This window comes from Mycolicibacterium sp. lyk4-40-TYG-92 (assembly GCF_030209435.1).
Taxonomy (GTDB): Bacteria; Actinomycetota; Actinomycetes; order Mycobacteriales; family Mycobacteriaceae; genus Mycobacterium.
Genome location: NZ_JARVRX010000011.1, coordinates 255,410 through 275,186, shown reverse-complemented (window position 1 = coordinate 275,186; position 19,777 = coordinate 255,410). Strand labels below are relative to the sequence as shown.

At 65.9% G+C, this 19,777-nt stretch carries 25 protein-coding genes; 16 read left to right on the top strand and 9 right to left on the bottom strand.

The window, feature by feature from the left end:
• The 6 genes from QRN63_RS18295 to QRN63_RS18275 form a co-directional block, all read left to right on the top strand.
• On the top strand, positions 1–210 hold a 210-nt coding region (locus QRN63_RS18295; protein WP_285032137.1), incomplete at its 5' end, for a hypothetical protein.
• A 267-nt stretch (positions 211–477) separates the two neighbouring features.
• Complete coding sequence (locus tag QRN63_RS18290) at positions 478–771, top strand: hypothetical protein (RefSeq protein ID WP_285032136.1); 294 nt, start codon at positions 478–480, stop codon at positions 769–771.
• A 76-nt stretch (positions 772–847) separates the two neighbouring features.
• Positions 848–1,231 (top strand): DUF732 domain-containing protein, encoded by a 384-nt coding sequence (locus QRN63_RS29680; RefSeq protein ID WP_350224458.1) that lies wholly within the window; start codon positions 848–850, stop codon positions 1,229–1,231.
• Between the two features lie 127 nt (positions 1,232–1,358).
• Positions 1,359–2,654, top strand: coding sequence for an Rv2253/PknI dimerization domain-containing protein (locus tag QRN63_RS18285; RefSeq protein ID WP_285032135.1), 1,296 nt, complete (start codon positions 1,359–1,361; stop codon positions 2,652–2,654).
• A 283-nt stretch (positions 2,655–2,937) separates the two neighbouring features.
• The gene (locus QRN63_RS18280) at positions 2,938–3,147 is read left to right on the top strand and encodes a hypothetical protein (protein ID WP_285032133.1); all 210 of its coding nucleotides are present in this window, start codon (positions 2,938–2,940) and stop codon (positions 3,145–3,147) included.
• A gap of 4 nt (positions 3,148–3,151) precedes the next feature.
• Positions 3,152–3,853, top strand: coding sequence for a hypothetical protein (locus QRN63_RS18275; protein ID WP_285032132.1), 702 nt, complete (start codon positions 3,152–3,154; stop codon positions 3,851–3,853).
• 37 nt (positions 3,854–3,890) lie between these two features.
• Here the strand turns inward: QRN63_RS18275 and QRN63_RS18270 are convergent, their stop codons facing one another.
• Positions 3,891–4,061 carry a hypothetical protein gene (locus QRN63_RS18270; RefSeq protein ID WP_285032131.1) on the bottom strand — a complete coding sequence of 57 codons (171 nt, stop codon included), beginning with the start codon at positions 4,059–4,061 and terminating at the stop codon, positions 3,891–3,893.
• A 90-nt stretch (positions 4,062–4,151) separates the two neighbouring features.
• On the opposite strand from QRN63_RS18270, the gene QRN63_RS18265 reads away from it, so the two are divergent.
• Together QRN63_RS18265 and QRN63_RS18260 are read left to right on the top strand one after the other, a co-directional pair.
• Positions 4,152–4,370, top strand: coding sequence for a hypothetical protein (locus tag QRN63_RS18265; protein ID WP_502888157.1), 219 nt, complete (start codon positions 4,152–4,154; stop codon positions 4,368–4,370).
• A gap of 654 nt (positions 4,371–5,024) precedes the next feature.
• Positions 5,025–5,483 (top strand): PaaI family thioesterase, encoded by a 459-nt coding sequence (locus QRN63_RS18260; protein ID WP_285032130.1) that lies wholly within the window; start codon positions 5,025–5,027, stop codon positions 5,481–5,483.
• A gap of 11 nt (positions 5,484–5,494) precedes the next feature.
• Here the strand turns inward: QRN63_RS18260 and QRN63_RS18255 are convergent, their stop codons facing one another.
• Positions 5,495–6,217: a MerR family transcriptional regulator gene (locus QRN63_RS18255; protein ID WP_267315825.1), complete on the bottom strand. Its 723-nt coding sequence runs from the start codon at positions 6,215–6,217 to the stop codon at positions 5,495–5,497.
• Positions 6,218–6,297: 80 nt separating this feature from the next.
• Here QRN63_RS18255 and QRN63_RS18250 point away from each other — a divergent pair, with 80 nt between their 5' ends.
• Genes QRN63_RS18250 through QRN63_RS18240 form a run of 3 tightly spaced genes read left to right on the top strand, consistent with a single transcriptional unit; the run spans position 6,298 to position 9,745 of the window.
• Positions 6,298–7,089 (top strand): SDR family NAD(P)-dependent oxidoreductase, encoded by a 792-nt coding sequence (locus QRN63_RS18250; RefSeq protein ID WP_267315826.1) that lies wholly within the window; start codon positions 6,298–6,300, stop codon positions 7,087–7,089.
• A 33-nt stretch (positions 7,090–7,122) separates the two neighbouring features.
• On the top strand, positions 7,123–8,109 hold the full coding sequence (locus QRN63_RS18245; protein WP_285032128.1) for an SDR family NAD(P)-dependent oxidoreductase: 987 nt from the start codon (positions 7,123–7,125) through the stop codon (positions 8,107–8,109).
• A gap of 13 nt (positions 8,110–8,122) precedes the next feature.
• Entirely contained in the window at positions 8,123–9,745 is a 1,623-nt protein-coding gene (locus QRN63_RS18240) for an AMP-binding protein (protein ID WP_285032127.1), read from the top strand.
• A gap of 1 nt (position 9,746) precedes the next feature.
• Here QRN63_RS18240 and QRN63_RS18235 read toward each other — a convergent pair whose 3' ends face one another.
• The 4 genes from QRN63_RS18235 to QRN63_RS18220 all read right to left on the bottom strand — a co-directional run bounded on the left by QRN63_RS18235 (position 9,747) and on the right by QRN63_RS18220 (position 13,086).
• Positions 9,747–11,024, bottom strand: a complete 1,278-nt coding sequence (locus QRN63_RS18235) for a PE-PPE domain-containing protein (protein WP_285032126.1) — start codon at positions 11,022–11,024, stop codon at positions 9,747–9,749.
• Positions 11,025–11,222: 198 nt separating this feature from the next.
• Positions 11,223–11,861 (bottom strand): cation efflux transmembrane domain-containing protein, encoded by a 639-nt coding sequence (locus tag QRN63_RS18230; protein ID WP_285032125.1) that lies wholly within the window; start codon positions 11,859–11,861, stop codon positions 11,223–11,225.
• The gene (locus tag QRN63_RS18225) at positions 11,861–12,199 is read right to left on the bottom strand and encodes an ArsR/SmtB family transcription factor (RefSeq protein ID WP_267315831.1); all 339 of its coding nucleotides are present in this window, start codon (positions 12,197–12,199) and stop codon (positions 11,861–11,863) included. Before QRN63_RS18225 ends, QRN63_RS18230 begins: the two co-directional genes overlap by 1 nt.
• Before the next feature lie 44 nt (positions 12,200–12,243).
• Positions 12,244–13,086 (bottom strand): MarR family transcriptional regulator, encoded by an 843-nt coding sequence (locus tag QRN63_RS18220; protein ID WP_267315832.1) that lies wholly within the window; start codon positions 13,084–13,086, stop codon positions 12,244–12,246.
• Between the two features lie 82 nt (positions 13,087–13,168).
• On the opposite strand from QRN63_RS18220, the gene QRN63_RS18215 reads away from it, so the two are divergent.
• Together QRN63_RS18215 and QRN63_RS18210 are read left to right on the top strand one after the other, a co-directional pair.
• Positions 13,169–13,495 carry a putative quinol monooxygenase gene (locus tag QRN63_RS18215; RefSeq protein ID WP_285032124.1) on the top strand — a complete coding sequence of 109 codons (327 nt, stop codon included), beginning with the start codon at positions 13,169–13,171 and terminating at the stop codon, positions 13,493–13,495.
• 3 nt (positions 13,496–13,498) lie between these two features.
• Positions 13,499–14,116, top strand: a complete 618-nt coding sequence (locus tag QRN63_RS18210; protein WP_285032123.1) for an NADPH-dependent F420 reductase — start codon at positions 13,499–13,501, stop codon at positions 14,114–14,116.
• 8 nt (positions 14,117–14,124) lie between these two features.
• On the opposite strand, the gene QRN63_RS18205 is transcribed toward QRN63_RS18210, so the two are convergent.
• The 3 genes from QRN63_RS18205 to QRN63_RS18195 form a co-directional block, all read right to left on the bottom strand.
• Positions 14,125–15,267: a serine/threonine-protein kinase gene (locus QRN63_RS18205; RefSeq protein WP_285032122.1), complete on the bottom strand. Its 1,143-nt coding sequence runs from the start codon at positions 15,265–15,267 to the stop codon at positions 14,125–14,127.
• 63 nt (positions 15,268–15,330) lie between these two features.
• The gene (locus QRN63_RS18200) at positions 15,331–15,696 is read right to left on the bottom strand and encodes a group I truncated hemoglobin (protein ID WP_267315836.1); all 366 of its coding nucleotides are present in this window, start codon (positions 15,694–15,696) and stop codon (positions 15,331–15,333) included.
• A gap of 111 nt (positions 15,697–15,807) precedes the next feature.
• Entirely contained in the window at positions 15,808–16,818 is a 1,011-nt protein-coding gene (locus QRN63_RS18195; RefSeq protein ID WP_285032121.1) for an oxygenase MpaB family protein, read from the bottom strand.
• Between the two features lie 63 nt (positions 16,819–16,881).
• On the opposite strand from QRN63_RS18195, the gene QRN63_RS18190 reads away from it, so the two are divergent.
• The 3 genes from QRN63_RS18190 (at position 16,882) to dusB (ending at position 19,775) form a co-directional block, all read left to right on the top strand.
• Positions 16,882–17,469 (top strand): TetR/AcrR family transcriptional regulator, encoded by a 588-nt coding sequence (locus QRN63_RS18190; RefSeq protein WP_267315838.1) that lies wholly within the window; start codon positions 16,882–16,884, stop codon positions 17,467–17,469.
• 132 nt (positions 17,470–17,601) lie between these two features.
• Entirely contained in the window at positions 17,602–18,603 is a 1,002-nt protein-coding gene (locus QRN63_RS18185; RefSeq protein WP_267315839.1) for an acyl-ACP desaturase, read from the top strand.
• Between the two features lie 38 nt (positions 18,604–18,641).
• The gene (dusB, locus tag QRN63_RS18180) at positions 18,642–19,775 is read left to right on the top strand and encodes a tRNA dihydrouridine synthase DusB (protein WP_267316638.1); all 1,134 of its coding nucleotides are present in this window, start codon (positions 18,642–18,644) and stop codon (positions 19,773–19,775) included.
• Positions 19,776–19,777 lie beyond the last annotated feature (2 nt).

The following is a 19,777-nucleotide window of genomic DNA, read 5'->3' as shown; positions in this document are numbered from 1 at the left end:
CAAGGATCAACCGAAACAGATCCGTCACCCATCAACCGAAGTCCGACAGGGGCACAAAAACTATTCATCGAGTCGACGTTTACTCGTCGGCACAACGCCCAGGCGATCTACATCATCAAGGGCGGCGACTGGGGCGCCGCACGGCAGGACCTCGAGCTGAGTCTCATAGAGGTCACCAACGACCTCCCGCCCGACGACAAGGCGCTGTAAGCTCCGATGCGTCGGTAGGGCAACCGTGACGCCCAAGTATCCGACCTGCGCATGGTAGGGCACGGCATGGCTCAGAACCCGAGTATGAGAGTGCCTGCAATGAAAAAATATCCAGCCGCGCAAGTCATTTCGCGTCGTCCGCGAGGACAAGCCGGTCAGTACGCCGGTCACTATCCGGTGGTCTCCACCGGTCAACAGGCTTCGGAGTTACCGCCGTGCGGTCGCCAACCAAGGCACCGCAGCCATCGGATGAGCGAGGAGGGCCCGATGACGTTGCGAGTGAGAAGCAAGGGCCGCTGCGACTCCGAAAGCGACCGTGCTGCAACAGATAAGAGCGTCCAAGGGATCACATCGCCCGGTGACTGTTGGGCGGTCGACGCCAAGGTCGAGAATAGCAACTCCCATCAGTTGCGCGCCGGTTCCATCGTCAGATTCTGGGGCACACGCGAAGCTGCGGAAGCAGACGCCGCGAGGATTCGCGCAGGCGAGGAGTTCTACAAGAACACCGGTCGTAAGTACTTCGACCCGTTCATCAGCCGCGCCGAGGCTTACCTCGCCTGATCGTCAATCTGTTGCGGGCCGGAGGAGTCAACGAAAAGCGGTTGTTGCGCCACCCCAGTGGACTACCGTCCGCCCCATGGTCAACACTCGCACGCACATTGGCGCCTTGGCCGCAACAGCCTTCGTTGGATGCTTCCTGCCGATAATTGCCGCCCATGCGCAGCCGCCAGGCTTCTGTGGCGCTCACGAAGACCCGTTCGTCTGCACCGCACGCAATCAAACGAGCCCGCCAACGGCTGGGGAGTCGACGTTCATTGGCGTGCTGCGCGGCCCCCTCGGGACTACCGAGGCCAAGTTACTGGTTGCCGGCCGAACAATCTGCACCCAGTTAAGTGCCGGGGCCAGCGGGCAATATGTGGCGACCGAAGTCGGGGCTTATCTCGGAATAGACCGTCGCGCTGGAGGCCAGGTACTCGAAGAGGCTGTTCAGGACATCTGTCCCGGCGTTCACGTCTCCTAGTAAGACATCCAAAGCGCTTAGTCGGCGTCTCGATGTTAAGCGTGCAAAGTAGGGCGGCCAATTCCCAATATCGGGATATAGCCGGCTCATAGGATCGGCACATGTCACCAGTCCGCCAGGAGTAGCAGTGCCAGCCGATGCAGAGCCTGATCACGTCGACCACGATGCCCTAACGTCGGCCGGCCCAACACAATTGAGCCCAGCATCGGGTGACGCCCTCGCGTACAGCGCCGAGACCGAGGTTCTCGACCCGCCTCGCCGCGAGTGGTTTACACCGGGACGCATCACAGTCGCGGCGGTCGTCGTCAGCCTCGTCCTGATCGTCGCAGTGGCTGTCTATGTGGGGTACGCATTGGGCAGTCGGCCATCGCCAACCGCTAGCTCACCCGCCACGCCGTCCATCGCCAGCATGGCCGCCGGCGCTCCAAAGCCGCCACCACTGGACGGCGTCTATCGCATCACCTACGACGCTGCGAAACAGAAGGTCAACGGCATCGCAGCCGCCGCGCCGGAAGGCAACACGACCTTTTGGGCGTTTCGGTCCCAATGCGGAGACGCAGCCTGCCTTGCCAGCGCCACTCCGCTCGATTCGAACCACCATGATCAACCCCGGTCGCCGACCGTCATCCTGAACCTGCAATACATCGGAGGGCACTGGATATCAGACCCACTCTTTGGTCCAGTCCCTCAGCAAGAATGCCTATTCACGGGCAATCGCATCGCCCCGGGTAGCCACACCCAACGCACCTTCTGGGACATCGAGCCAGTGAGTAAGGAGGAATTACGCGGTTCGTCATTCGGGCACACAGTGACCAATGAGTGCGGGTTCCGCGGCAACGTCATCGATTTGCCGGTCACGATGAACAGGATCGGCGACACGCCATCCACCGTGCACCTACCTGAGCCGAGTCCAATCAAGGCGTCGACCCCGGACCCGACTCGGCGCCCCGGGCCGCTCGACGGCATGTATCGATTCACCATCGATCACACCAAGCAAACAGTCAACGGACTCCCCGCCACCGGGCCTGCGAAGGCGCGTACGGAGGTGTGGGCGATTCGATCTCTTTGCGCCAGTGCTGGATGTGTTGCCACCGCGGCCCAAGTGATCACAGACAATCCGCAGCAGAACACCGGCCAGGCGATCACTCTGGATTACATCGATGGTCAGTGGACTCAACCACTTCTCTCTCCAATGCCGCCTGACGCCTGCCCTGGAGGTGGTGCGCAGTCCGATATCTACGGGATCAAGTGGACGCTCACCAGGCAATCCGACGGCTCGCTACGTGGGGCGACAACCGCGGTCACCATCACTAACCAATGCGGCCATGAGGGCCGGGTGTACGAGTCGCCGATGACGGCCATCCGGACAGGCGACATCCCGCCGAGCGTCGTAATCGCCGACCCGACGCTGTTCCTCGACTGACCGAACCCATACACACCAGACTCGTACCGACCCCCAGGCCCGTACGCACCGCGCCTGACTGGCGGAATGGAATCAGCGGAGACCTATCCTCCACGCGCGTCGGGTCTCACAGGGTCCCGGAGCGGATATCTTGGGCGAAGCGATTGCTGAGCATCCCGCCGCGTAGTTTCGTGTTTGAGGCGAAGCCGGTGGACACCTGCGGGCATACTGGGACACGTACGGACTAGAAGTTGTCAGAGGGACGCTTTATCGTCGCGTTCGACGAGGAAAGAGAGTTACTGACATGACTGCTGTGACCGAGCCCGAAGCTTTCGTCGAAACGGCTTCCCTGGACGACACCCGGCAGGCGATTCGGAACGCGCTGAGGCGGGCTGGCGCTGCTAGCTTCGACGACCTCGCAAAACAGGCAAAAGACGGTCATTACACCAGTACTCGCGCGCGCCTTGCCTGGATGGCCATAGGGGACCTGTACGGCTTGATTGACGCCGGCTGAAGTCTTGCCCGGGATCAACATTCAAGCGGAGGCCAAAGCACTCGCGAGTTCCCTGAGCGACACGTTGAACAAGACAGTTTGCAACGGCGTCAAGCTCAAGGCCGTTGTGCGTCCAGCGGTTACACCTGGCGCTAAGGCCGGCATGAACATCGGCTACCAGATTTCCGCCCAGGATCAGGACCTTCAAACTGGGATTCCTCTGACCATCGGGACCAGGCAGGCGAAGTTGTACCTGGGCTTCTTCATGCATCTAGAAGTGGATGACACGAACGACTACATGATGGTCAAGCAGTCAATGACCATGCTTGCCCTCGATGCGGACTTGTCGAAGGAACTGCTCCACTACGACTACGAACGGGATAAGGACAAAGAGCGGGGATACCCGGAGGCGCATCTTCAGATATGCGCATCGTCCGAGCATTGGGATGTTGTGAGCGCCATGCTCGGCGATCGGCCATTGTCGAAGCTGCACCTACCCGTAGGTCCCGTCGGGGGGCGGCGGTTCCGCCCAAGCGTTGAGGACGTGATTGAGCTGCTGATCGTGGAAGGCCTAGTTGAAGCACGGCAAGGCTGGCAAGAAGCGCTGAACGCGACGAGGCGCCCGTTTCAAGAGCTGCAGCTGAGGGCAGCGGTGCGCAAGTACCCCGGACTGGCCGCCGAAGCACTAAAAAACTTGGGCTGGTCGGTGAACGCGCCTTCGGAATGAGCCGCGGCCAGTAAGGCCAGACGCGTTTGTAACCCTGCTAGTGATGGAGTTCCGCCAGCCGGATTGCGGTCGCGTCGCTTCGGCTACCCAACTGGCTCTCGGCGCCGTGTTCCGATTCGTGATAGCTGAGGGCCTGGCCATTCTGGTCCACCACGATGTAGAGCGGCTTGCCTGCGTCGAAATGTGCGCCCGTTGATTCAGTCGTCATACCGTCAGTTTGCAGGACCGGACCCAAGGTTGGTGACTAGTGCGCCGGTAGTTTCATCCGGGACCATCCTCCATTCGAACGTAGTATCGAATGGAGGATGACCTGCCGGCGATCAGCAATACCGGCCGACACCCGGCGACAGACTTCCGCCGGGTCGACCCACCGCGCAACGCGCAGATCGACCTAGCCACCCTGTTTCCACGGCAACCGCACCACCACGAGCATTACCAGCCGGGTGGCCTACAGCTCCACCTGGTCGTCACGGGCCAGCTCACCTGCTGGGCGCGCTGCGTCAAAGGCCAATGGTGAGGACTCGTGACCTACCCGATCGTGTTCGGGCAGCAGCAGAAGACCGTCACCCACTGGGTGCCGGGGTGGGCGCTCAAGAACCCCTGACCGTTGAGACGGCCGGCCGTGCGCTGACTCGTCTCTCAACCGGTCGTCATCGCAGAGTTGGCCCCTGACGTGTCGTCTCGGATTCTGCAGTGATCGCATCCTTCGATGACCCAATGCCCAAGGCGCTGAACGCAGGGGCAGGTATCGCAGTCGATGTGCAACCGGCGACAAAGCTGGCACGTCGTCGAAAGTTCATCAAGGAGCTCGCACATGTCGGCGCCTCTCTAATGGAGCTCTGGCTTGAACGTAAGACTCACCCAGATCCGACTCACGAGTATGAGTACGAAACGTGTCCTCAAAACGATCGACGACGCATAGTCAGCTACTCATGGCGACGAATCTGACGCTTATTGGGCTGAAATACCCAGGACACACCGAGAATCAGCGGCAATCACCGAGTGTTCACCGCGCCGCAAAGCAGTTGCGCCACAGAACTATCCGCAACCAACGCGGCGTGTCGGGAATCATCGCCTGCAATCCGCAGGTCCCAGGTTCGAGCCCTGGTGGGGGCACCACAAGTCCGCGAAGTCAGTAGCCGGACTAACCGCGTTGGATAGCCTGAACGGCGTGACGAACACCGCCGACGCCGCCCAGCTCGAGTTCATGAACTCGATGTTCGCGACCACCATCCCGTCCGCCCACGGCTTGGGCGTCAGAGTCGTCGACGTCCGTCCCGGCTTCGCCGCCACGACGGCCCCAATCGCCGGTAACGGCAACCACTTTGGCGTCATGTACGCCGGCGTGCTGTTCACCGTCGCCGAGGTGCTCGGCGGGATTCTCGCCCTCACCGCGTTCGACCAGAGCCAGTTCTTCCCGCTGGTCAAGGACATGTCGATCCAGTACACGGCACCGGCGAAATCCGACGTGCGGGCGCAAGCCGAACTGAGCGACGAGGACATCGCGCGGATCGAGGCCGAGGCCACCCAGAACGGCAAGTCCGAGTACGTCGTCGAAGCGGTCGTGACCGATGCCGAGGGGACCGTCGTCGCCACCACCAGGGCGACCTGCCAACTCCGCCGGAAGTAACCGCCTGCGGCCTACTTAGCCGGAATCTCCAGCTCCGCCACGCGCTCCTGCACCGCCTGATTGATCGCGGCGGTGAACCGGTCGGCCATCATCTGCGCCGCCAGCGGCCGCAAGTTGGGCACCACCTTGGCGATCCGCGCGAGGTACGCGTTGGGGTCCTCGGCTTCCCGAATCCGGCTGAGGACGACATCCGTCACCTCATTGGCAAGGGCGTCGATGTGCTTGTCGACGACGCCGGCCAGGCGGCGGACGTCCTCAGCCGGGACGTTGGTGTCGCGCAGGTTCATGGCCGCGCCGAGCACCGACTGCCGGACGCTGAACGTGCCGTCATCGAGGCGCCGGATGGCACCCAGCGCCTCGAGGGTTTCGAGCGCCCTGTCGTCCAGCGACAGACCAGCGCGTTGTTCGAGCTCGCGTAGGTCGACGGTCTCGTCCTCGGCCGGGCTCCACGGTGTGAGAAGTGCCGCACGCACGGCGAGGTCATGGGCCGTCGCGCCGTCGGGCAGCCGCGCCAGCACCTTGGTGATGGCCGCGAGGGTGTAGCCGTGCTGCTGCAGCTGCTGCACCAGCTCGAGCCGAATGCGGTGCGGCGCACCGTAATACGCGAGACGGCCACGCCGCTCAGCCGGCGGCAGTAGGCCGCTCTCGTTGTAGAAGCGAATGGTTCGCACCGTCGTGCCGGTGCGCGCAGCGAGTTCGTCGATGGTGAATTCCTCGACTGTGACATCTGTCATTCCACGAAGTATAGACACCAACATTCACACTGTGCCAGTGTTACTGGCACAGTCACACGTCGACATGAAATGAGAGCCACATGACTCTGCCGAAGCCCTCTGGCACCACCGAGGTCGTCATCACTGGTGCCTCGTCCGGAATCGGAACCGAACTCGCCCGCGTGCTCGCCACCCGCGGCTACAGCCTCTATCTGGTCGCCCGCCGTCAGGACCGGCTTGACGCCCTGGCCGACGAACTGCGCGCCGAGCACGGCGTCGGCGTGACGGTGCGGCCGTGCGATCTCGCCGACGGCGCGGCACGCCAGAACCTGATCGAGGAACTGCGCACCCGGCCGGTCGCCGGCCTCATCAACAACGCGGGTTTCGGCACCAGCGGCGCCTTCCACACCCTGCCGATGGACCGCGAACGTGAGCAGGTAGAGCTCAATGTCGTTGCGGTGCAGGAACTCACCCACGCTGTCCTGCCGGGCATGGTCGAGCGGGGCGCGGGCGCCGTCCTCAACGTCGCCTCCGTCGTCGCCTTCCAGCCCATGCCGTCCATGGCGACCTACGGCGCGTCGAAGGCGTTCGTCAACTCGTTCTCCGAGGCCGTCCACGAAGAGCTGCGCGGCACCGGCGTCTCCTGCACCTCGCTGTGCCCCGGACCGGTCCCCACCGAATGGGCCGAGATCGCGTCAGCCCACGAATTCAGCCTGCGCCCGGCTCAGGTCTCCCCCGCGGACGTCGCGGCCCAGGCCGTCGACGGCATGCAGGCCGGCGCCCGCCAGGTGATCCCCGGCACCGTCGTCAAGCTCATGGCCATCACCGGCTCGATCACTCCCCACGCCCTGCTGCTGCCCGCCCTGCGCCTGGCCCGCCGGGCCCTGGGCTGAAACCACCCGCAACCCCAAGAACGGACCCCTGCCATGAATCTCTCCGACCTCACCGCACTGGCGACCAAGCCCGTCGCCGCCGTCAGCGCCAAACCGCTTGCCGTGTTCGCCAGCGTCATGAACACGCCCATCAAGACCCGCCCGATCTACCTGCAGACCGTGGTCGACGCGCTCACCGGCTACACCCTCGAAGACGCCGTCAAGGGCAAGATCGTCGTGATCACCGGCGCCTCGGCGGGTATCGGTGAGACCACCGCCCGCCGCATCGGTGCGGCCGGCGGCGAGGTCGTGCTGGTGGCCCGGACCCGGGAGAACCTGGAGCGCGTCGCCGACGACATCCGCGCCGACGGCGGAACCGCGCACGTCTATCCCTGCGACTTGAGTGACCTCGACGCCATCGGCGCCATGGCCGACCAGGTGCTGGCCGACCTGGGTCACGTCGACATCCTCATCAACAACGCCGGCCGCTCCATCCGGCGCTCGCTGGAGCTGTCGCATGACCGCATGCACGACTACCAGCGGACCATGCAGCTGAACTACTTCGCGCCGGTCCAGCTGATCCTGAAGTTCACGCCGGGCATGCGCGAGCGCGGCTTCGGGCACATCATCAATGTGTCCTCGATCGGCGTGCAGACCAAGCTGCCGCGCTTCGGCGCCTACATCGCCAGCAAGTCGGCACTGGACGGACTCTGCGACACGTTGCAAGGTGAAACAGTGTCGGAGAACATCACGTTCACCACGGTGCACATGCCGTTGGTGCGGACCGCGATGATCGCCCCGACCAAGATGTACGACCGCTTCCCCACCCTGACGCCCGAGCAGGCTGCGGCCACCTTGTGCGACGCGATCATGCACCGGCCGCGCCGGTTGAGCCCGCCGTCCGGACAGCTGACGGCCCTCACCGACGCCCTCAGCCCACGTCCGTTCGACCTGGTGCGGAACAAGGTCTACTCGATGTTCGGCGAGTCCGCCGCTGCCCAGGCGGCACCGGAGTCGCCCGAAACCGTTGCGGCGGAATAGAAAAGGAATGCCGATGGACCTGAACTCACTGCTTGCCGAGCCGGCCCGGCGGGCCGGCCTCGAAACCCGCGCCCTCGCGGCATTGGTGCGGGCCGGCGCCATCGGCGTCGACCTGCCGCACCGGTTGGTGCAGGTCCTCCAGGCGCTCAACACCTACGGGCCGTTCGGGGCCGCGCCGCGCATCGCCGCGATTCGGCACGGCGCCTATCCGGCGATCGCCGACGAACGCGGCGAGCTGACGTACGCCGAGTTCGACGAGGCGGTCAACCGAATTGCCAACGCATTCCGCGCCCGTCTGGCCCCGGGAGATACCGTCGGCATCCTGTGTCGCAACCACCGCGGTCCGCTGATCGTGGCGTTCGCCGCGTCGCGTGCCGGGGTCAACGCGGTGTGGCTCAACACGGCGTTCTCGGCCCGCCAGGCGGCCGAGGTCGCCAACCGCGAAGGTGTCGATCTGCTGGTGCACGACGTCGAGTTCACCGATCTGGTCGCGGACATCGAGGCCAGGCACGGTACGTTCGTCGCCGACATCGACAGCGCCAGTGACGATCTCGATGCCCTCGCGGCCGACGCCTCGCCGAAGGCGCCGCCCGCACCGCCCAAGGCGGGAAAGATCATCCTGCTGACGAGCGGGACGACGGGCACCCCCAAGGGCGCACCGCGCGCCGAGCCGCGCAGCTTCATCCTGCCGGGTGGTCTGTTGGAGCGGCTGCCGATGCGGGCCCGCGAAGCCACCATCATCGGGCCGCCGCTCTTCCACGGCACCGGACTGCTGATCGCCATCATGACGATCGCCCTCGGCTCGAAATTGGTGCTGCGCCGCAAGTTCGAGGCCGAGCAACTGTTGTCGGATATCGAGCGGCACAAGGCGACCACGGTCTGCGTCGTGCCGGTCATGCTGCAGCGCGTGCTCGGCCTCGGCGACGACACCGTCCGCAGCTACGACACCACGAGCCTGCGCGCCATCTTCTGCGCCGGCTCGCAATTGCCGGCCGCCGTCGCCACCGCGGCGCAGGACCTGCTCGGCGAGGTGGTCTACAACCTCTACGGCTCAACGGAAGTGGCACTCGCGACCATGGCGACGCCGTCCGACATCCGCGACGCGCCCACCTCGGTCGGCAAGCCGATGCTCGGCTGCCGGATCAAGATCTTCGACGACAGCGGCCGTGAGGTGCCCGCCCCCGGAACGGGTCGGATATTCGTCGGGGCGGCAACGCAATTCGAAGGCTACACCGGTGGCGGCACCAAGGAGTTCATCGACGGCCTGATGGCCAGCGGCGACGTCGGGCACTTCGACGACAAGGGTCGCCTCTATATCGATGGCCGGGACGACGACATGATCGTCTCCGGCGGCGAGAACGTCTTCCCCGTCGAGGTCGAGGAACTGCTGGTCACCCACCCGGCCATCGTGGAGGCCTCCGCCGTCGGGGTCGACGACGAGGAGTTCGGAAAACGCCTGTGCGCCTTCGTGGTTACCGTCAAGGGGATCGAAGTATCGGAGGCGGAGGTCAAGCAGTTCGTCAAGGACAACCTCGCCCGCTACAAGGTGCCGCGCGAGGTGGTGTTCCTCGACGAGCTGCCGCGCAACCCCACCGGCAAGGTGCTCAAGCGGGATCTGGCCGCGCGGACGGACTGACCTATTTCGACGGGCTGCTGCTGGGGGCACTCACCTTCGGCAGCCCGCCGAGCAGCCCGCTTACCAACCCGCCCACCGTCGAGGTGACGGCTCCCGCGGCATGGCTCGCCATGCCGACCGGGTTCGGCAGGCCGACATGGGGAGCGACCTTGTTCCCCGCCGTCATATCGACAGGGTTCTTGGCCGGCGGCCCATCGGTGTTCGCGGCCAACGTCTTTGGGCTCGATTGGGTCGTTGCCAGCGGCGCAGGGGCGTCACCCGCCGCCGCCTGCGCACCCTCCTGGACGGCACCGGGCAGCTTCCCCAAGGCGGTCTGCGTTTCCGCCGCGGACGGGAACAGACCGACCGGCCGGGTCTCCCCCGGATTCTGCGGTATCGGCGAATTGTCCTTGTAGCCGGCATCGACCATCACCTTCAGCGCCGGCTCGATGGGGTCCGCAATGATGTTGCCGCCCGGGATCATTCGCAGCGGACGCAGCAGCGGCAGCCCGGGCGACGTGAAGGTCACGTAGGTGATGTTCCCCGGAACCGGCACCGTATCAACGACGGTGCCGTCCGGCGCGACGATGTAGTGGTAGTGCTGCGCACCCGGGGCGACGGGTTCGAGCGCGGCATCCGGCACCGGCGCCGTCCTCTCGACGCCGTAATCCCCGAGGTAGGCGGCCAACGTGTTGGCGTCGGCCAGCACGTTGATCGGGTAGGTCGGCGCATCCGAGTTGACGTTGTATTCGTAGGCGACGTCGACGATCGGGACCTTGGTGTTGCTCGGCGTCGGGGCGGCCGAGGTCAGCAGAAACGGTGCACCGAACCAGTACGTGGTCCAGAACCCGCCGCCGGCGCGGTTGGTGTTGTTGTCGAGCACCACGAGCGTCACGTTGTCGAACGCGGGATCGTTCCGGTTCTGCAGGATTCCGATCGCGGTGCCCGTCTGCCCCGCGCCCCAGCCCGACGACAGCACGACGATGCCGCGCGGGTCGTCGGCATTCGCCGCCACCGCATTCGCGATCCCGTTCGGCCCGGCAAGGAACGGCACCACCTGCGGCTGCCCGTACTGGCTCCAGTCGCGGTTGTAGTACTGCGACCCCGCGAAGAACTGCGCCGTCGAGTTGGCCGGCGTGATCAATGCCGCCAATGCCACCGGCGCCGACATCACCGGGACATGCGTCGCGGCCGTGCTGAACGCTGTCGCGACGCCGGCAGCGGCGACAGTTGCCGCGGTGGCCCCGCGCGAGAATCGCCGCGTCGCGGCACGTCGAGCTTCGCGATGCTTCCCGGCCATGGGACCTGCCATTCGTCGGTCTCACGCTGGATCACCCACCAGCTAATCCGGCACCGTACTACGTTGCCCAGTGGCACACATGGCAAATCCAAATCATCAATGGCCAGTCAGTCAATAGCAGGGTATTTCAACGTACATTGCCGCTGATTCGCCCGAATCACTACGCCAGCGGCAAATTTATACAGCTTCGCCAGCGCATCAGTCGCAGCAACCACGCCCACCAACGACGGGCGCACAACAGGCGTCGCCCCGCCATGCGTTGACGCCTTCCTTCGCCGCGATCCCCGCAATCACCACTGCGGCGATCGGGTCGGCCCACGACCACCCAAGGACCGCGTTCACCAACAGGCCGATCAGCAGCGCAGCCGACAGGTAGGTGCACAGCAGTGTCTGCTGGGAATCGGCTACCGCCGAACGGGATCCGAGCTCGCGGCCGGCTTGGCGCTGCGCGAACGACAGCACCGGCATGACGGCCAGACTCACGGCCGCAAGAACAATGCCGATGGTCGAGTGCCGGGCCTCACCGAAGCCCAGCAGGGCGCGGACCGCGTCGACCATCACGTAGGCGGCCAGCGCGAAGAACGAGAACGCGATGATGCGCAGCGCGGTCTTCTCGCGAGCTTCCGGGTCGGCGCCCGCGAACTGCCAGGCGACTGCGGCGGCCGAGGACACCTCGATCACCGAATCGAGGCCGAAACCGACCAGCGCTGCCGACGACACCCGAGCCCCTTCCGCCAGCGCCACGACGGCTTCGATCACGTTGTAGGTGATGGTCGCCGCGACCAGCCACCGGATGCGCCGCGCCAGCTGCCCGCGCCGGACCTCGGTGAGCGTCATCAGGCGCACCCGCACGGCTCGCCGTCGGCGCCGACGCACACGCAGTCGGGATCCACGGCGAGGACCAGCCCCATGAGGTCGTCCAGCGCCCGGCCGATGCGGCGGTCCGCCAGTTCGTATCGCATGCGACGGCCTTCCGGCACCGCCACCACCAGGCCACAGCCCCGCAGACACGTCAGGTGGTTGGAGAGGATCTGCCGGGAGACGCCGAGTTGCTCGGCCAGGTCGGACGGATAGCCCGGAGTCCGGTTCAGGCTCAAGAGGATTCGCGTGCGTGTCGAATCGGACAGGGCATGACCGAACCGAGCAAGGGCGTCGGTGTGCTGCAGTGTCGCCACGCCGCCGACAGTACATCATTTTCTGTATTCAAGAAATCATGTACTCAAGTCGACGGCCGTCGCAGCACCACTCGGCGCGGTTCGTCGCCGCGCAGCACCACAAGTTCGACGGCTGCCCCCTCATCCAGTTCGGCAAGGGCCACGGCCAGGGCGCCGAGATTGGACACCGGCGCCCCCGCGACCTCCGTGATCAGATCTCCGCGCTGCAGTTCGGCGGCCGCGGCCGGACTACCCACCTCGACCGTCGACACCAGCAGCCCCGCGGTGTCACTCAGGCCGACGGCGGTGCGCAGAGTGCGGGCGACATGCGCCGGTTCGAGCGACATCCCCAGGTACGCGTCCGCCGAGGTTCGCGGCGGTTCCAGTGAGACGAGCAGGTGACGAAGCAGCCCGGCCAGTTCGGTGCGCTGGCCGGCCGTGAGCGCCGACAACAGGCGGTCCTCGTTGGCCAGATGCTCGGGCGCCACCGCATCGAAGAGCTGTAGACCCGACTCGCTCAGCTGAATGATGCTGCCGCGCCGGTCATTCGGATCGGGCTCGCGGATCACACTGCCGGCCTTCACCAACCGCTCGAGCCGCAGGCTCACGGTGCCCGAGGTGAGCCCCAGCGCGTCCATCAACCGCGCTTGGGGCATGCGATAGGGCTGCCCGGCGCGCCGCAGCGTGACGATCACGAGGAAGTCGGCGGCGGTCAGCCCGTGCCGCGCGAACACCTCCGCCATGCGCTGCTCCAACAGTCGGCGCACCTGCCCCATCCGGTACACGACCGCCAGCGGGCTGAAATCCAGATCTGGGCGTTCCCGGGCCCAGTCGGCAAGGAGGTAGTCGACGCTGTCCCAGGTCGCCTCGTGTTCTGGGACGCCATAAGTCCGCCTCGCTTCACCCACGACGACGACGATACCGCCAGGTCACGCCAACTTTCGGCAACAATCCATTGCAACATTGCTTGAGTTCAAGCATTGTTACCATATGAATCGCTCCAAATCGACGGACCACTCGCCCGTCGTCGAATACATTCGCTACCGGATTCCACCTGACCGCGCCGCAGCCTTCGTAGCGGCGTACGAAGCCGCGGCCGTTCCGCTGTCGGAGAGCGACCACTGCCTCGGCTACGAACTGACCAGGTGCGTCGAAGAATCGGATCGCTGGATTCTGCGGATCCGTTGGACCTCGGTCGAGGATCACCTCGAGAAGTTCCGGCGCAGCCCGCAGTTCCGCGCCTTCTTCTCGCACATCGCGCCGTTCGTCGATCAGGTCGACGAGATGCAGCACTACGACGTGGCACTGGCGGGCTGACCGATGCGTATCGCGATCATCGGCGCCGGAAACGTCGGCAGCACCTTGGGGCGCGCCTGGCAGCGCCTCGGACACGAGATCACCTATGGCGTCAGGCAACCCGGGGACACCAGGCACGCCGGCCTCGGCACGGCAGTGACCGACAACGCGACCGCCGTGGCCGACGCCGAGGTAGTGGCCGTCTGCACACCGTGGCAGGGCACGCAGGCGGCGGTCACTGCCTGCGGAGACCTGACGGGAAAAGTGTTGATCGACTGCACCAATCCGCTCACCCCGGACGTCGCCGCGCTCGATCTGGGCCATACGACATCCGGCGCCGAACAGATCGCCGCCTGGGCCCCCGGCGCCCGGGTGTGCAAGACGATGAATCAGATCGGCGCCCCGATGATGGATACCCCGGCACTGCCGACAGCTCCGGTCATGTTCGTCTGTGGCGACGACAACACTGCCAAAGACATTGCGGCACAACTGGTTCAGGAGCTCGGTTTCGAAACCCTCGACGCCGGAGACCTCACTGCGGCTCGGCTGCTCGAGCCGCTGGCGCTGCTGTGGATCCACATGGCGCTGCGCCGGGGCCTCGGTACGCAATGGGCGCTGGGGGTCCTGCACATCGACAGCTGATCCCGCCGTCAATCGGCGCGGTGCCCAGGCTTGTTGTGGCCCTTGCCTTTTCCATTGCCGTGGCCGTTGGGCGGAGGAGCGTCATCCACCGGTGACGGAGTCGATACCGGTGCCGGGGTCGAGGTCGGTACCGGCTCCGGCGTGCTGGTCCCGACCGGCGCCGGCGTCGACGTCCGTGACGCGGCATCGACGATCACGGCGATGACCGTCACCGCGGTCACCAGAGCTGCCAAGGCCCACAACAGAATCCGCGACCGGCGCCGCGGGCTGCGGACCAACAACGGCCTCGTCACCGGATCGGGGAGCGGATCGGCGAGCACCAACGTCGGCGGCCGCCCCACCGGCACCGCCCCGTGCAGGGCCGCCCGCATCTCGTCGGCACTGCTGAACCGCAGGCGGGGGTCGCGAACCATCGCACGTTCGACGACGGCCGCCAGGGCCGGATCGACGTCGGGCCGCAACACGTTGAGCGGTACCGGATGCCCCTCGGAGACAGCGCGGGCCAGCGCAACCAGATTGTCCTGCGGAAAGGGCGCGCGGCCGGTGAGCGCCTGGTATCCGACCACACCGACCGCGTAGAGATCGTCAGCGACGGTCGCCGGATGCCCCGACAGCCGCTCGGCGCTGAGATAGCCCATCGTCCCCACGACCTGGCCCGCGATGGTGTGGTTCGATTCCGCGCTCTTGGCGATGCCGAAGTCGCCGATCTTGGCCGACCCGAAATCGTCCAGCAGGATGTTCCCGGGCTTGATGTCGCGATGCAGAATGCCGGCGGCGTGGGCCACCGCCAGCGCCGAGAGCACATCGTCGAGCACCGACCGAACCTGCTGCAGCGAGAGCGGACCCGCGGCGATGGCATCCGCCAGCGTGCGTCCCGGCAGCCGTTCCATGACGATGTACGGCGTGCCGTCCTGCTCGCCGTAGTCGTGGACGGCAACGACATGCGGGTGGCTCAGTCCTGCCGCGGCGCGGGCCTCGACCGCGAAACGGCGCCGGAACTCCGGCTGTGCGCTCAGCGGCGCATGCAGCAGCTTTACGGCCACCGGACGCTGCAACTGGGCGTCCCAGGCGTCGCGGACCTCCGCCATACCTCCGTGGCCCAGCGTCCCCCGCAACTGGTAGCGGTCGGCGAGAACCCCGGGGTGACGCATAACCCCACGCTAGCCCGAATCACTCTCGACCGACCCCCGCGTCAGCCGAAAACGAGCAGGCTCTCAGGCGCTCTTTGCCGCGACGATGTCGCCGGCCAGCGGCGCGATCGCTGCCATGATCCGCTGCACGGTCCGCGCCGGGACGCCGGCCGCGGCCAGGCTTTCACTCAGATACGCGGCCACCAGATTGAAGTGCTGCCGGGAAATCCCGCGGCCGCGGTGGATGTCCCGCATGGACGCGCCGGTGTATGGCTCCGGACCACCCAGAGCCGCGGCGAAGAACTCCACCTGCCGGCCTTTGAGCCGTGACATGTTGGCGCCGGCGAAAAAGCCGGCGAGTTCGGTGTCGGCCAGCACGCGCTCGTAGAAGTCCGCCACCACCTGTTCGAGCGCTTCGGCCCCTCCGATCTGCTCATAGATGCTCGTCATGCATCGAGCCAACACCCGCCGTGTTGCCTAACCATTGCTCGACGGTGACCCGGCGACTAAATCGGCCTCACAGACCCCTCGGATTGCTGCGAGTGCCGCAAAGTGCCTGGGTCAGTCCACAATTGGGCAGTAGAACTGCGGCTGGCCCCGATATTCGCGGGGCGGCAGGTTGCGTGCGGGAGTCTCGACCAGCGGCGAATCGATGGGCAGCCGGCCGGTCGCGCGGTCCATCGCCGACCGCTTGCGCGGATGCATCAGCCTGCGCTTCGGGCCGTATTTCGTGACCAGCGTGATCACTTCGCACAGCCTGTCGTGCACCCACTGCTGACGGGCGGACCACGAGTACCCCATGAGTTCGCGCACCGGCGGGTCGTAGAGAGCCACCGTCATGAAGGTCAGGAAGCGCTGCATCACCTTGAGGTTCTGGGACCACAGCCAGTCCGGAATCCACTGCAGCGAAGGGTGTTTGGGCATGGTGGACAAATCCATGACCTCGCGCGCCGCGTAGTTGTTCTCCAACACGTTGCGGCACATGTGATCCCAGTAGACCTGGAAGTCTTCCCAGCTCTTCGGCACGGGCCGCATGCTCATCCCGTACATGCGGTACCACTGCACGTGCTCATCGAACAGCTGTCGTTTGTCGGCTTCGGAGATGCCGCCGCCGAATTTCTCGGCGGCCAGCAGGGTGGATTTGAAGAACGTCGCGTGGGCCCAGTAGAAGACGTCGGGGTTCAACGCGCTGTAGCGGCGTCCCTGCTTGTCGACGCCCTTGATCCCGATGTGATAGTCGCGTACCTCGGCGCCGGTCTTGGGCGCGCGGTCACCGTCGAAGACCACGCCGCCGATCGGGTAGATCGAACGGAGCAGCCGCGGAATGCGCTCCATGAAGAAGATCGAGTGCTCCTCCACCGCCGCGCCGAGCTGCGGGTGCATGTTCTGCATGGAGCCCGCCCACGTGCCCTGAAACAGCCCGGTCCATTGGCCGAAGTACTTCCACGTCAGAGAGTCAGGGCCCAGCGGCACCGCGTCGTACCCCCCGGGCGAGGCCGGGCAGCCTGCCGCCACGGGGGCAGAATCGCTGGTCACGGGGCATGCGTCGGAAGTATTTTGGGTCACCGGCATTCTTTCCTGGATGTCAGCGGGTATCCTGACTACACGCGTTGTCAGCCACAGCTTAGGAGTCACGTGCCTTCCGGTCAACGACAGGGCCGCTGGTCCACCGTCCCACTGGCGGACCGCCCGACGCGGCGTCGCGAGGCGCTCATCGAAGCCGGCATCGCCGCCCTCGGCCATTCCGACGGCCCGGCGGCGACCGTCCGGGCGGTGTGCCGCACGGCGGGCCTGACCGAGCGCTACTTCTACGAAAGCTTCACCGACCGTGAGGATTTCGTCCGCGCCGTGTATGACGAGGTGTGCACCACGGCCATGGCGGCGCTGACCACATCGCAGAGCCCCCGCGACGCCGTCGAGCGGTTCGTCACGATGATGGTCGACGACCCCACCCGCGGCCGCGTGCTGCTCATCGCACCGGCCCAGGAACCGGTACTCACCCGTTCGGGCGCGGACTGGATGCCGAGCTTCATCGAACTGCTGCAGCACAAGATGTTCCCCGACGGCGAGCCGGCGCGGCGGGCGCTCGAGGCCACCAGCCTGATCGGCGCTCTCACCGCACTGTTCACCGGATATCTGGGCGGCAAGCTGCCCGTCACGCGCGAACAGTTCGTCGACTACTGCGTCGACATGCTGATGAGCCGGGTGCCCTCACACCGGTAACACCTAGCACGCGCCGACATCACAGTTCAGAATCACCGAACAGACATGCGTCACAGCAACTTGATGTCACTACCCGACACAGATACTCTGACTGCTACCAACAGGTACAGATACATCGCACCGGGAGGCGCCATGACAGCCGACTACACCGACCTGCAGCTCCTGCACGAGCTGGAGCCGGTCGTCGAGAAGCTCGTCGACCGCCACATGAGCATGCGGAAAGACTGGAACCCGCACGACTACATCCCCTGGAAAGAGGGCAAGAACTACTACGCCCTCGGCGGCCAGGACTGGGATCCGGACCAGGCCAAGCTCTCCGAGGTCGCCCAGACCGCCATGGTCCAGAACCTGCTGACCGAGGACAACCTGCCGTCCTACCACCGCGAGATCGCGATGAACATGGGCATGGACGGCGCCTGGGGCTACTGGGTGAACCGCTGGACCGCCGAGGAGAACCGCCACGGCATCGCCCTGCGCGACTACCTCGTCGTCACCCGCAACTGCGACCCCGTCGAGCTCGAGGAACTGCGCGTCGAGCAGGTCACCCGCGGCTTCTCGCCCGGCCAGAACCTGCAGGGCGACCTGTTCGCCGAGAGCCTGTTCGACTCGGTCATGTACGTCTCGTTCCAGGAGCTCGCCACCCGCGTCTCGCACCGCAACACCGGCAAGGCCTGCAATGACCCCGTCGCCGACCAGCTGCTGCAGCGCATCTCGGGTGACGAGAACCTGCACATGATCTTCTACCGCGATGTCTCGGCCGCCGGCCTGGACATCAACCCGAACCAGGCGATGGCCTCGCTGCACCGCATCGTCGAGAACTTCAAGATGCCCGGGTACACCGTGCCCGACTTCCGCCGCAAGGCCGTCATCATCGCCGTCGGTGGCGTCTACGACCCGCGCATCCACCTCGATGACGTCCTCATGCCGGTGCTCAAGAAGTGGCGCATCTTCGAGCGCGAAGACTTCACCGGTGAAGGCGCGCGCCTGCGTGACGACCTGGGCCGGATCATCAACGAGCTCGAGGACACCTGCGCGAAGTTCGAGGTGGCCAAGCAGCGTCGTCTGGAGCGCGAGCGCAAGGTTGCCGAGAAGAAGGCGATGAAGAACCTCCTGGTGTCCACTTCGGCCGGATGACCCTTACCGCCAATGGCCCGACGACGGCCCGATCTGCCCTGCAGATCGGGCCGATCGCATTGCAATCCCCGGTCGTCCTCGCCCCCATGGCGGGCGTGACGAACGTCGCCTTCCGCACTCTGTGCCGCGAGCAGGAGCTGGCCCGCGTGGGCACCGTGAGCGGCCTCTACGTCTGCGAGATGGTCACCGCGCGGGCCCTCGTCGAGCGCAACGCCGCCACCATGCACATGACGACGTTCGCGCCCGAGGAGTCACCCCGCTCGCTGCAGCTTTACACCGTCGACCCGGCCACCACGTACGCTGCGGCCAAGATGATCGTCGACGAGAACATGGCCGACCACATCGACATGAACTTCGGCTGCCCGGTACCCAAGGTCACCCGCCGCGGCGGCGGTTCGGCGCTGCCCTACAAGCGCAAGTTGTTCGGTCAGATCGTGGCGGCCGCCGTGCGCGCCACCGAAAACACTGATATCCCCGTCACGGTGAAGTTCCGGATCGGAATCGACGACGCCCACCACACCCACCTCGATGCCGGCCGGATCGCCGCCGAGGAAGGTGCCGCCGCCGTCGCGCTGCATGCCCGCACCGCCGCGCAGCGCTACTCCGGCACCGCCGACTGGAACCAGATCGCCGCGTTGAAAGCCCACGTCACCGGCATCCCGGTGCTCGGCAACGGCGACATCTTCGACGCCGACGACGCCCTGCGCATGATGGCCGAGACCGGCTGCGACGGCGTCGTCATCGGCCGCGGCTGTCTGGGCCGGCCCTGGCTGTTCGCCGAACTGTCGGCGGCCTTCAACGGTCAGCCCCGCCCCACGCCGCCGACGCTCGGCGAGATCGCGGACATCATCCGCCGGCACGGCCAACTGCTCGCCGACCACTTCGGCGAGGACAAAGGCATGCGCGACATCCGCAAGCACGTCGCCTGGTACCTGCACGGGCTGCCCGCCGGTGCCGACCTGCGCCGCGCGCTGGCCCTGGTGAAAACCCTGGCCGAGCTGGACGAGCTGCTCACCCAACTGGATTCCGATGTGCCGTTCCCGGACTGCGCAGAGGGCCCGCGAGGCCGGCAGGGGTCGCCGGGTTCCGTGGTGCTGCCCGAAGGCTGGCTGGACGACCCCGACGACTGCACGGTGCCGTTCGGCGCCGACGTGGTCAACTCTGGCGGGTAGAC